Annotated in this window: 8 protein-coding genes; 4 read left to right on the forward strand and 4 right to left on the reverse strand. The window is 61.6% G+C overall.

Annotated features, from left to right (window positions below):
- Positions 1 to 119: 119 nt before the first annotated feature.
- Genes C9411_RS07370 through mtnN form a run of 3 tightly spaced genes read right to left on the reverse strand, consistent with a single transcriptional unit; the run spans position 120 to position 2,243 of the window.
- Complete coding sequence (locus C9411_RS07370) at positions 120 to 734, reverse strand: TRIC cation channel family protein (RefSeq protein WP_063991394.1); 615 nt, start codon at positions 732 to 734, stop codon at positions 120 to 122.
- The gene (btuF, locus tag C9411_RS07375; protein WP_107226808.1) at positions 734 to 1,519 is read right to left on the reverse strand and encodes a vitamin B12 ABC transporter substrate-binding protein BtuF; all 786 of its coding nucleotides are present in this window, start codon (positions 1,517 to 1,519) and stop codon (positions 734 to 736) included. The genes C9411_RS07370 and btuF overlap by 1 nt, the downstream gene beginning before the upstream one ends.
- Before the next feature lie 22 nt (positions 1,520 to 1,541).
- Positions 1,542 to 2,243, reverse strand: coding sequence for a 5'-methylthioadenosine/S-adenosylhomocysteine nucleosidase (gene mtnN / locus C9411_RS07380; protein WP_063991393.1), 702 nt, complete (start codon positions 2,241 to 2,243; stop codon positions 1,542 to 1,544).
- A 129-nt stretch (positions 2,244 to 2,372) separates the two neighbouring features.
- Between mtnN and dgt the strand changes: the two genes are divergently transcribed.
- On the forward strand, positions 2,373 to 3,890 hold the full coding sequence (gene dgt / locus C9411_RS07385; protein WP_107226767.1) for a dGTPase: 1,518 nt from the start codon (positions 2,373 to 2,375) through the stop codon (positions 3,888 to 3,890).
- A 179-nt stretch (positions 3,891 to 4,069) separates the two neighbouring features.
- Positions 4,070 to 5,509: a serine endoprotease DegP gene (gene degP / locus C9411_RS07390; RefSeq protein WP_033637134.1), complete on the forward strand. Its 1,440-nt coding sequence runs from the start codon at positions 4,070 to 4,072 to the stop codon at positions 5,507 to 5,509.
- 66 nt (positions 5,510 to 5,575) lie between these two features.
- On the opposite strand, the gene barA is transcribed toward degP, so the two are convergent.
- Positions 5,576 to 8,302 (reverse strand): two-component sensor histidine kinase BarA, encoded by a 2,727-nt coding sequence (gene barA / locus C9411_RS07395; protein ID WP_063991391.1) that lies wholly within the window; start codon positions 8,300 to 8,302, stop codon positions 5,576 to 5,578.
- Between the two features lie 66 nt (positions 8,303 to 8,368).
- On the opposite strand from barA, the gene rlmD reads away from it, so the two are divergent.
- The gene (gene rlmD / locus C9411_RS07400; RefSeq protein ID WP_107226768.1) at positions 8,369 to 9,718 is read left to right on the forward strand and encodes a 23S rRNA (uracil(1939)-C(5))-methyltransferase RlmD; all 1,350 of its coding nucleotides are present in this window, start codon (positions 8,369 to 8,371) and stop codon (positions 9,716 to 9,718) included.
- Between the two features lie 9 nt (positions 9,719 to 9,727).
- Positions 9,728 to 11,959 carry a GTP diphosphokinase gene (gene relA, locus C9411_RS07405; protein ID WP_107226769.1) on the forward strand — a complete coding sequence of 744 codons (2,232 nt, stop codon included), beginning with the start codon at positions 9,728 to 9,730 and terminating at the stop codon, positions 11,957 to 11,959.
- Positions 11,960 to 12,017: the final 58 nt, after the last annotated feature.

Below are 12,017 nucleotides of genomic sequence, written 5' to 3' on the forward strand. Positions count from 1 at the left end.
CAGAATTTTACATCGTCGCTACGCTATTTTTCGGACGAAAATAATATCACCAAACCCGTTTTTAGTCTAATAAATCACCAGGTGCGGCGTTGCCAAGCGTCGCCCCACAGGGCGACGGCTCAGCGTTCGAGAATAAAGGCGGGCAGTTTGAGGTGCCAGCGGATGGCCGCCAGTCGAATGACCAGGGTGATGATCATGCCCAGCATCATGGCCTGTTGCAGCGGCATGCTGAAGGTGTAAAACGCCGTGGCGTGCACGATGCCGCCGATGATGCAGGCGGTGGCGTAAATTTCGGTGCGCAGGATCATCGGGATCTCGCGCGCCAGCACGTCGCGGATAATGCCGCCGCCGACGCCGGTGATCACCCCCATGCAGATTGCCACCAGCGGGCCGGTGCCGGCTGCGAAGGCCTTGTTGACGCCGATGCCGACGAACACCGCCAGCCCGACGGCGTCCAGCACCGGCAGCACCCACTGCGGCAGACGGCGCGGCTGGCGCACCAGCAGCAGCGTCAAGACGCAGGTGATCATCGCCACCACCAGATCGGTGGGATCCTTGACCCAGAACACCGGGCCGTTGGCCAGCGCCATGTCGCGGATGGTGCCGCCGCCGACCGCGGTGACCACGCCCAATACCAGCACGCCGAACGGATCCATGCGCAACTTGCCGGCCAGCAGTACGCCGGAGATGGCGAACACCGCCGTACCGAGAATATCCAACCAGAACACCAGCATCAGCGGATCTCCGCCAGCTGGCGGCACAGCTGCTGCGCCGCCAACAGGATGCGCGGCCCGCCGCGGTTGAACCAGTCTTCGTTCAGCGCGATCACCGGCACCTGCAGCTGCGGCGCCCAGAAGGCTTTCACATTGGCGGCTTCTTTCGCGCCGCCGGTGATGACGATGGCCTGCGGCTGGCGCGCCAACACCTGCTCGCGGCTGATTTGTGGCCAAGGGGTGCGGCTGTCGGCGAAGACGTTCTGCCCGCCGCACAGCGCCAGCACCTGGCTTTGCAATGTGGCGCCGGCGCTGGTGAACAGCGGCTGGGTGCCGAACTGCAGCAGCACGCGCCGCGATGGGTTAGCGGCATACTGTTGTTTGAGAGCGGCGAACTGGCGGCGAAGGCCTTCCGCCGCCTGATGCGCCTGCTCCGGGTGCGGGCTGTATTGCGCCAGCTTGTCCAGCAAGCCGGCGATCCCTTCGAGATTATCGGCGTCCGCATAGAAGATCGGGATGCCGAACGCGGCGAGCTGATCCAGCACGCGCTGCGGATTGCCGCCGCGCCAGGCGAGGATCAGGTCCGGCTTGAGCGCCAGCACCCGCTCCAGATTGATGCCCTGCCAGGAGGCCACCTGCTCCAGCTTGGCGGCCTGCGGCGGATAATCGGAATAGGCGCTCGCCGCCACCAGCACATCGCCCATGCCGGCGGCATAGGCGAGTTCGGTCGCGTTGGGCGCCAGGCTGATCACCCGCTGAGCGGCGCCGGCCGGCATGGCCAGCCAGAGCGCCAACAGACAGAGCATCGAGGTGAAGCGCAGCCTCACATCAACCGCGCTTGGCCAGGGTTTGCAGCATGGCGTTGACCATCAGCGTAGACTGCTTGGCCGCTACCACCAGGAACTCGTCAAAGCTCATGTGCGATTCGCTGTCGGCGACGTCGGAAATGGCGCGCACCACCACGAACGGCGTGCCGAACAGATGGCAGACGTGGGCGATCGCCGCGGCTTCCATTTCCACGGCGGCGACGCGCGGGAAGGTCGCGCGGATGCGCGCCAGCGGTTCGGCGCCATTGATGAAGGCGTCACCGCTGCAGATCAGGCCGCGCACCGCGTGCAGATCCAGCTGTTTGATGCAGCCTTCCGCCAACGCGATCAGCGCGTCGTCGGCGACGAACGCCGCCGGGCAGCCGGCCATCTGGCCCGGCTCGTAGCCGAAAGCGGTGACGTCGGCGTCGTGGTAGCGCACTTCTTCCGATACCACGATATCGCCCACGCGCAGCGTGCTGGCCAGGCCGCCGGCGGAACCGGTGTTGATCACCAGGTCCGGGCTGCAGTGCTCCAGCAGCAGAGTGGTGCCCATGGCCGCCGAGACTTTACCGATGCCGGATTTCAGCAGGGCCACGTCAACGCCGCCAATTTGGCCGGTGTAGATTTCGCAGCCTGCGCGCTGGATAGTTTGACGGTTTTCGATTTGATCGCGCAGCAGGGTGACTTCCTGCTCCATTGCGCCGATGATGCCTACTTTCATAAATAACACTCGCTGATTGGCCGTGAGAATTGCGGCATAGTCTATCATGGCTGTGTATGAGAGATAATGCGTTGCATCCGCTGCCGGGAATTGTTATCACGGGGGCAGGGCGCAACGGCGGAGAAACAGATGTCCGGGATCGACTTCAAGCAAAAAATCAGCTTTCAACGGCCTTTCAGCAAACCGATCGAGGCCGAGGAAGAGTACGACATCGTGCGGCAGTTCGAGAGCGATCGCGGGCGCATCGTTAACTCGGCCGCCATTCGCCGTCTGCAGCAAAAAACCCAGGTGTTTCCGCTGGAGCGCAACGCGGCGGTGCGCAGCCGCCTGACGCACTCGATGGAGGTGCAGCAGGTTGGGCGCCACATCGCCAAAGAGATCCTCAACCGCTTCAAACAGGCGGGGAGAATTGATGAGCTCGGCCTGACCCGGCTGCTCGATCCGTTTGAAAGCATCGTGGAAATGGCCTGCCTGATGCACGACATCGGCAATCCGCCGTTCGGTCACTTCGGCGAGTCGGCGATCAACGACTGGTTTGCCCAACGGCTCGATCCCGCCAGCTGCGGCAGCGAGCCGGGCAGCCACGATCGCTGCCAGGTGGCGACGCTGCGCCTGCATGAGGGGGAGAGCGATCTGAACCGGCTGCGCAGCCGGATCCGTCAGGATCTCAGCCACTTCGAGGGCAATGCCCAAGCGATCCGCATGGTGTACAGCCTGCTCAAGCTCAACCTGACCTACGCGCAGGTCGGCTGCATTTTGAAATACACCCGCCCGGCCTACTGGGCGAGCGACATCCCCGCCAGCCACAGTTACCTGATGAAAAAGCCCGGCTACTATCTGGCGGAAGAGGCCTTCGTCGATCGGCTGCGGCGCGAGCTGCACATGGGCGAGTTCGATCGTTTCCCGCTGACCTATATCATGGAAGCCGCCGACGATATCTCGTACTGCGTGGCCGATCTGGAAGACGCGGTGGAGAAGAGCATTTTCACCGTCGAGCAGCTGTATCAGCACCTGATTCAGGAGTGGGGCGAGGTGGTGCCGGGCGATCTGTTCGACAAGACCGTCGCCAGCGCGTTTCGCAAGATCGATCGCGGCGGCGCGCGGCGCAGCGCGGAAGATCAGTTCTTCATGTATCTGCGGGTGTTTACCGTGGCGCGGCTGGTGCCGCACGCGGCGCAGCGCTTTATCGACAATCTGGACGCGGTCTATCAGGGCAGTTTCAATCAGGCGCTGCTGGAGGACTCCAGCCCGGCGTACCAGCTGCTGAAAATATTTAAAAATGTGGCGTTCAAGCACGTGTTCAACCACCCGGAGGTCGAGCAGCTCGAGCTGCAAGGCTACCGGGTGATCAGCGGCCTGCTGGACATTTACAGCCCGCTGTTGGCGATGTCGCTGGCGGACTTCAGCCAGCTGGTGCACGAGGACAGTCATCGCGCTTACCCGATCGAAACGCGCCTGTTCCACAAGCTGTCCACCAAGCATCGGCTGGCGTATGCGGAGGCGGTAGAGGGGCTGCAGCATTTATCGCCGGAGCAGCAAGCCATTCGGGAATATTATTTCCGCGCGCGTTTATTGCAGGACTATATCAGCGGAATGACCGACCTTTACGCCTATGATGAATATCGTCGATTGATGGCGGCGGAATAATTGATATGAAGAATAATTTCAGCAATTCCAACCGGTTGGCTGTCTCGAGTTTTGTAAAGACGGACAATATTTGTTTACTATTGCCAATCATCTGTGCCGGAACTTCGGGCTATTAATTAACTCTGAATAAGCACGCAAGACAATCATTCTTTTTGAACGACTTTATAAGAGACACACAGATGAAAAAAACCGCATTAGTTCTGAGCGCACTGGCATTCAGTATCGGTATGGCGATGGGCCCGGTCACGGCCAGCGCCGCTGAAACCGCCTCATCCAGCACCCAACAGCTGCCGAGCCTGGCGCCGATGCTGGAAAAGGTAATGCCTTCCGTGGTGAGCATTAACGTTGAGGGCAGCACCACGGTCAATACGCCGCGCATGCCGCAGCAGTTCCAACAGTTCTTCGGCGAAGATTCGCCGTTCTGTCAGGACGGTTCGCCGTTCCAGGGCTCGCCGATGTGTCAGGGCGGCGAACAGCCTGGGCCGGATGGCCAGCCGCAGGGCACGCAGCAGAAATTCCAGGCGCTGGGCGCCGGGGTGGTCATCGATGCTGCCAAGGGCTACGTGGTGACCAATAACCACGTGGTGGACAATGCCAACAAGATCCAGGTGCAGCTGAGCGACGGCCGACGTTTCGACGCCAAGGTGATCGGCAAGGATCCGCGTTCCGATATCGCGCTGATCCAGTTGAAAGACTTCAAGAACCTGACGGCGATCAAGATGGCGGATTCCGATCAGCTGCGCGTCGGCGATTACACCGTGGCGATCGGCAACCCGTATGGGCTGGGTGAAACCGCCACCTCGGGCATCGTATCCGCCCTGGGGCGCAGCGGCCTGAACATCGAAAACTACGAAAACTTTATCCAGACCGATGCGGCGATCAACCGCGGTAACTCCGGCGGTGCGCTGGTTAATCTGAACGGCGAGCTGATCGGCATCAACACCGCGATCCTGGCGCCGGACGGCGGCAACATCGGTATCGGCTTCGCCATTCCGAGCAACATGGTGAAAAACCTGACGGCGCAAATGGTCGAGTATGGCCAGGTGAAACGCGGCGAGCTGGGCATCATGGGTACCGAGCTGAACTCTGAGCTGGCCAAGGCGATGAAGGTCGACGCGCAGCGCGGGGCCTTCGTCAGCCAGGTGATGCCGAAGTCTTCCGCGGCGAAGGCGGGCATCAAGGCCGGCGACGTGATCGTCACCATGAACGGCAAGGCCATTTCCAGCTTCGCCTCGTTCCGGGCGGAGATCGGTACATTGCCGGTCGGCAGCAAGATGTCGCTGGGCATTATTCGCGATGGCAAGCCGGTAACGATTGACGTCACGCTGGAGCAAAGCGCGCAGACCCAGGTGGCCTCGGGCAATATCTACACCGGCATCGAAGGCGCCGAGCTGAGCAACACCCAGGTCGGCAACGTGAAGGGCGTCAAGGTCGACAGCGTGAAAGCCGGCAGCGCCGCGGCGCGTATCGGCCTGAAAAAGGGCGATGTGATCCTGGGCGTGAACCAGCAGCCGATCCAGAACCTGGGCGAGCTGCGTAAAATCCTCGACAGCAAGCCGTCGGTGCTGGCGTTGAATATTCAGCGCGGCGAGAGCCAGCTGTACCTGCTGGCGCAGTGATAAGCGTCAGGCGTTAAAAAGCAAAGGCACGCTGCGGCGTGCCTTTTTGCGTTATGGCCTGAGAATTCAGGCGGGTTGCGCCAGATGCGCGCGCGCCGCGTGGATCACCAGTTCAATCTCATCCAACAGCTCCAGCCACTCCGGCTCCAGTTCGTCGTTGGTGATGCCCTGGCGCAGCTGCCGCTCGAGGTAGAAACACAGCTGCTTGAGGCGTGGCACGCCGCTGTAACTGCAACTGCCGTGCAGCTTATGGATCAAATCGAGGATCTCGTCGTCATGCTGGCCGTCGAGCAGCGCCTGTACCCGCTCGCGCACCTGCGGCAGGAAATCGAGCAGCATTTGCAGCAAATCGCGCGCCAGGTCCGGTTTGTTGGCCGCCTGACGCAGCGCCAGCGGCCAGTCGAGCGACAGCGGCGTGTCGTCGGCGATGGCGTTTTCCACGTCGCCGCTGTGGTAGCGCGACAGCACGCGGGTCAGCATTTTTTCGTCGATCGGTTTGGCCAGATAGTCGTCCATCCCGGCCTGCAGCAGGTGCTCGCGCTCGCCGCTGGCGGCATGGGCGGTAACGGCGACGATCGGCGTGGAGTTGTGATGCGGCAACTGGCGGATCAGCTCGCTGGCGTGAATGCCGTCCATCTTCGGCATCTGAATGTCCATCAGGATCAGATCCAGCACGTTGTCGCGCGCCAGCGCCAGCGCTTCCTCGCCGCTCTCGCACAGCAGGGTTTTTTCTACCTGTTCCCCCAGCAGTGTGCCGATCAGCTTCAGGTTGGCCGGGTTGTCGTCAACCGCCATCACCGTCAGCGGCAGGCGTTTACGCTCAGGCTGCGCGGTGAGGCGCGCCGGCGCCTCCATCCTCAATAGCGGGAACAACCGGGTGCTGGTGATCGGCTTGATCAGGCAGCCGAGTGCGCCTTGTTGCTTGAGCAGCTCGGCATCGATCTGCGCCTGGCACGGCAGCGCCAGAATCACCCGATCGGCCAGCTTCAGCGAGGCCAGCAATTTGTCCTCGTGCTGCGCCATGTTGGCGCGGAACGGGATGGGCACGCCGGCCAGCAGGAAGTCATAATGGCCTGGTGGCAGTTGGGCCAGCGTCGGCGAATGGGTGATCACCAACTGCGTAACGCTGAGCATGTTGAGCGTCGCCTGCGCCGCCGTCGGGTTGGATTCGACGTAGGCCAGCGTTTTGCCGTTCAGATCCGGCAGGCTCGGCGCCAGCGACAGCATGCCCTCGTTCAGATCCAGCGTGATGTGGAACCAGAAGGTCGAGCCGCGGTTCAACTGGCTGTGGAAGCAGATATCGCCCCCCATCTCCTTCACCAGTTTTTGCGTGATCACCAGCCCCAGCCCGGTGCCGCCGTGGCGGCGGGAGATGCTGGCGTCCGCCTGACGAAACGCTTGGAACAGCTGCGACTGCTGGCGTTCGGAGATGCCGATGCCGGTGTCGTGGATCTGCACCTCCACTTCCACCCGGCGATCCAGCTGTTTGCGCAGCTCGACGCGAATGTCGATATTGCCGGTTTCGGTGAACTTGATGGCATTGCCCAGCAGGTTGGTGATGATTTGCTGCAGGCGCAGCGAGTCGCCGATCACCTGCTCCGGCACGTCGTTGTGCACATCCAGCGTGAGCTCCAGCCCCTTATCGTGGGCGCTGGGCGCCAGCAGCACCACCACTTCGTCCAGCGTTTCACGCAGGGCGAACGGAATATGCTCCAGCACCAGCTTGCCGGCCTCCAGCTTGGAGAAGTCCAGCACGTCGTTGATGATGGTCAGCAGGTTGTTGGCCGAGCGTTCGATGGTCTGCAAATAATCGGTCTGGGTCGCGCTCAGATCGGTTTTCAGCATCTGGCGGGTGAAGCCGATCACGCCGTTGAGCGGAGTACGCAGCTCGTGCGACATGTTGGCCAGGAATTCGGACTTGATGCGCGCCGCCTCCTGCGCGCGTTTTTTCGCCAGATCCAGCTCGACGTTCTGGATCTCCATCTGCTCCAGCGTTTCACGCAGGTCGGAGGTGGCCTGATCGATGTTCTGCTGCATCTCTTCGTGATAGGCGGTGAGCGACATCGCCATCGAGTTGATGCCGTTCTTCAGCATGTGCAGCTCGCCGAGCATGTAGCCCTCCACGCGGCTGTCGAGCTGGCCGCGGCGGATGCGGTCGACGGTGTTCACCATGTTGCGGATCGGACCGGTCACGTCGCGCATCAGGCGGTAAGCGAACAGGATGGCGATGCACATGCACAGCAACAGCAGCAGGGTGGAGACGAAGACCTCTTTGTATTGCTGCAGCCGCACCGACTGCAGATCCAGCTCGATCGCCACATAGCCCAGGTTGTTGTCGGGATGGCTGCCGCCGTCGGCGGTCTCATCCGGATACTGGCTTTCCGACAGGATCGGCGTGCGCAGGATCAGCGAATCGCCGCGTCGGGTGAGCATCAGTTCGGTGGGCAACGGCACGCCTTTCGGCAACTGCAGCTGAGCGAAGTTGTGGTGATAATTGGACGTGACGAACAGGTTGTTCTGCGCATCGAACACGGTGATCGAACGCACGATGTCCGAATGGCGGCGGTGCAACAGACTGACCAATTGCCTGACCGATTCGCGGCTGCGGAACGTCATGCCGTACTCGCTGGCCACCGCCAGCGGCTCGATGATGCTGGCGCCGGCGTCGACCAATTGCTCCTGCAGCTCGTTATAGCGGTGCACGACGAAGAAGGTGCTGAGCAGCAAACCAATCAGCAAGGTCGGGGCCAGAATCAGGATCATCATGCGCGCACGCAGGCTGTATTTGGTCATGGGATTCCAATGTGGGAGAATTGACAGCTGACACTAGCTTAATGAACCAGCATACAATCGACAAATATGGCGCAATTCTACTCTCCCAAACGCCGCGTGACGACCCGGCAGAGCTCACAAATCTTCACCGTGACGGTGAGCGATCTCGATCCTTTCGGCCAGGGCGTGGCGCGCCACGACGGCAAAGCGGTGTTCGTGCCGGGCGTATTGCCGGGCGAGCAGGCGGAAATCCAGCTGACCGAAGACAAGCGCCAGTTCGCCAAAGGCAAACTCAAGCGTTTGCTGAGCCGCAGCCCGCAACGGGTGGCACCGCGCTGCCCGCATTTTGGCGTGTGCGGCGGTTGCCAGCAGCAGCATGCGGATGAGGGGCTGCAACAGCAGAGCAAGGCAGCGGCGCTGGTGCGCATGATCGCCCGCGAAACCGGAGTGACCCCGCAGCAGGAGCCGGTGATCGCCGGCCCGGAATACGGCTATCGCCGCCGTGCCCGCCTGAGCCTGGCGTGGCAGCCCAAGCTGCAGCGCCTGATGATGGGCTTTCGGCAGGCGGCCTCCAGCGAGCTGGTGGCGGTGGATCACTGCCCGGTGCTGCGGCCTGAGCTGGAACAGCTGCTGGCGCCGGTGCGCGCCTGTCTGAGCGGGCTGCAGGCGGTCCGGCGGCTGGGGCATGTGGAGCTGGTGCTGGCGGACAACGGCCCGCTGCTGGTGCTGCGCCATCTCGACGCGCTGAAAGAGGCGGATCGGCAGGCGCTGTTGGCGTTTGGCGAGCGGGAAAACGTCGCCGTTTATCTGGCACCGGACAGCGATCGCGTGGAGAAACTGTGCGGTGACACGCCGTATTATCAGGTTGACGGGCTACGCTTAGACTTCAGTCCGCGCGACTTTATTCAGGTCAATGACGCCGTAAACCAACAAATGGTGGCGCAGGCCCTTGAATGGCTCGATATTCAACCCAATGATCGGGTGCTGGACCTGTTCTGCGGCATGGGTAACTTCACCCTGCCGTTGGCGCGCCGCGCCGCTGCGGTGGTGGGCATCGAAGGTGTTGCCACGCTGGTAGCGAATGGGCAATATAATGCACATAAGAATAAGCTGAATAATGCGTCGTTCTTCCACGAGAATCTGGAGGACGACGTTGCGCGGCAACCTTGGGCAGCACAAGGGTTTGATAAGGTGATGCTGGATCCCGCCCGCGCCGGTGCGGCCGGGGTGATGTCACACATTGTAAAACTGGCGCCGGCGCGGGTGGTGTATGTTTCCTGTAACCCCACCACGCTGGCTCGCGACAGCAAAGTGCTGTTGAGCGCCGGTTATCGTCTTGCGCGCGTGCGGATGTTGGATATGTTTCCGCACACGGGGCATCTTGAATCAATGGCGCTGTTTATCAACGAGCGCGCGCCAGAGGTCGCTGCAAAGTAGGGAGAAGTTATGGTTGCGGTAAGAAGTGCACATCTGAATACGGCGGGTGAGTTCGCTCTCGATGAGTGGATAGCCGGCTTGGGGCTACCTAACCCGCAGTCATGTGAGCGATTGGCCGCAACCTGGCGTTATTGTGAGCAGCAGACCCAGAATCACCCCGACGCCTCGCTGCTGCTGTGGCGAGGTCTGGAGATGGTGGAAATCCTCTCGACGCTGAGCATGGACAACGACAGCATGCGCGCTGCGCTGCTGTTCCCGCTGGTGGACGCCGGCATCGTGCAGGAAGAGACCCTGACCGAAGCGTTCGGCAACGGCATCGTCGCGCTGGTGCACGGCGTGCGCGACATGGACGCCATTCGCCAACTGAAAGCCACCCAAAACGACTCGATGGCCTCCGAACAGGTCGACAACGTGCGCCGCATGCTGTTGGCGATGGTGGAGGATTTCCGCTGCGTGGTCATCAAGCTGGCGGAGCGCATCGCTCACCTGCGCGAGGTGAAAGACGCGCCGGAAGACGAACGCGTGCTGGCGGCGAAAGAGTGTTCCAACATCTACGCCCCGCTGGCCAACCGGCTCGGCATCGGCCAACTGAAGTGGGAGCTGGAAGATTTCTGCTTCCGCTACCTGCATCCGGAAGAATACAAGCGCATCGCCAAGCTGTTGCATGAGCGCCGCATCGATCGCGAACAGTTCATCGACGACTTCGTCGCCGGGCTGCGCGCCGAAATGGCCAGCGAAGGCATTCGGGTGGAGATCTACGGCCGGCCGAAACACATCTACAGCATCTGGCGCAAGATGCAGAAAAAACATCTGGCGTTCGACGAACTGTTCGACGTGCGCGCGGTGCGCATCGTGGCGGAGCGCCTGCAGGATTGCTACGCGGCGTTGGGCATCGTGCATACCCACTTCCGCCATTTGCCGGACGAGTTCGACGACTACGTCGCCAACCCGAAACCCAACGGCTACCAGTCGATCCACACCGTGGTGCTGGGGCCGCGCGGCAAAACCGTCGAGATTCAGATCCGCACCCGGCAAATGCATGAAGACGCCGAGCTGGGCGTGGCCGCGCACTGGAAGTACAAAGAAGGCGCAGGCGTAACCGTGCGCTCCGGCTACGAAGAACGCATCGCCTGGCTGCGTAAGCTCATCGCCTGGCAGGAAGAGATGGCGGACTCGGGCGAGATGCTCGACGAAGTGCGCAGCCAGGTGTTCGACGATCGGGTGTATGTGTTTACGCCAAAAGGCGACGTGGTGGATCTGCCGGCCGGCTCCACGCCGCTCGATTTCGCTTACCACATTCACAGCGACGTCGGTCACCGCTGTATCGGCGCCAAGATCGGCGGCCGCATCGTGCCGTTTACCTATCAGCTGAAGATGGGCGATCAGATTGAGATCATCACCCAGAAACAGCCAAACCCGAGCCGCGACTGGCTGAACCCGAACCTGGGCTATGTGACCACCAGCCGCGGGCGCTCGAAGATCCACAACTGGTTCCGCAAGCAGGACCGCGACAAGAACATTCTCGCCGGCCGCCAGATGTTGGACAACGAACTGGAACACCTCGGCATCAGCCTGAAAGAGGCTGAGAAGCTGTTGATCCCGCGCTACAACATGAACTCGCTGGACGAGGTGTTGGCGGCGATCGGCGGTGGGGACATTCGCCTGAACCAGATGGTGAATTACCTGCAGGGCAAGTTCAACAAGCCGAGCGCCGAAGAGCAGGATCGCGAGGCGCTGCGCCAGCTGGTGCAGCAGAAAGCGCCGCCGCCGACCCGCAACAAGGATAACGGCCGAGTGGTAGTGGAGGGCGTGGGCAACCTGATGCACCATATCGCCCGCTGCTGCCAGCCGATCCCGGGTGATGACATCGTCGGCTTTATCACCCAGGGGCGCGGCATCTCGATCCACCGTGCGGACTGCGATCAGCTGGTCGATTTGCAATCGCACGCGCCGGAACGCATTGTCGATGCGGTGTGGGGAGAAAGCTACTCCAGCGGTTATTCGTTAGTGGTGCGCGTGATGGCCAACGATCGCAGCGGGTTGCTGCGTGACATTACCACCATTTTGGCCAACGAAAAGGTCAACGTGCTGGGCGTCGCCAGCCGCAGCGACACCAAGAAGCAGCTGGCCACCATCGACATGGATATCGAAATCTACAACCAGCAGGTGCTGAGCCGGGTGCTGGCGAAGCTGAACCAGCTGCCGGACGTGATAGACGCCAAGCGTCTGCACGGTAACTAAGCCCACATCGCCTTTCGGGCCGTATCGATAGCGGATGCGGCCCGAAATCCATGAATTC

This window comes from Serratia sp. Nf2, from assembly GCF_003028435.1.
Lineage (GTDB): Bacteria > Pseudomonadota > Gammaproteobacteria > Enterobacterales > Enterobacteriaceae > Serratia > Serratia marcescens_L.

Excerpts from the sequence above, each read along its gene's own strand:
- relA (WP_107226769.1), top strand. The coding sequence starts at position 9,728 with ATGGTTGCGGTAAGAAGTGCACATCTGAATACGGCGGGTGAGTTCGCT.
- btuF (WP_107226808.1), bottom strand. The coding sequence starts at position 1,519 with ATGCTCTGTCTGTTGGCGCTCTGGCTGGCCATGCCGGCCGGCGCCGCT.
- mtnN (WP_063991393.1), bottom strand. The coding sequence starts at position 2,243 with ATGAAAGTAGGCATCATCGGCGCAATGGAGCAGGAAGTCACCCTGCTG.
- C9411_RS07370 (WP_063991394.1), bottom strand. The coding sequence starts at position 734 with ATGCTGGTGTTCTGGTTGGATATTCTCGGTACGGCGGTGTTCGCCATC.
- barA (WP_063991391.1), bottom strand. The coding sequence starts at position 8,302 with ATGACCAAATACAGCCTGCGTGCGCGCATGATGATCCTGATTCTGGCC.
- degP (WP_033637134.1), top strand. The coding sequence starts at position 4,070 with ATGAAAAAAACCGCATTAGTTCTGAGCGCACTGGCATTCAGTATCGGT.
- rlmD (WP_107226768.1), top strand. The coding sequence starts at position 8,369 with ATGGCGCAATTCTACTCTCCCAAACGCCGCGTGACGACCCGGCAGAGC.
- dgt (WP_107226767.1), top strand. The coding sequence starts at position 2,373 with ATGTCCGGGATCGACTTCAAGCAAAAAATCAGCTTTCAACGGCCTTTC.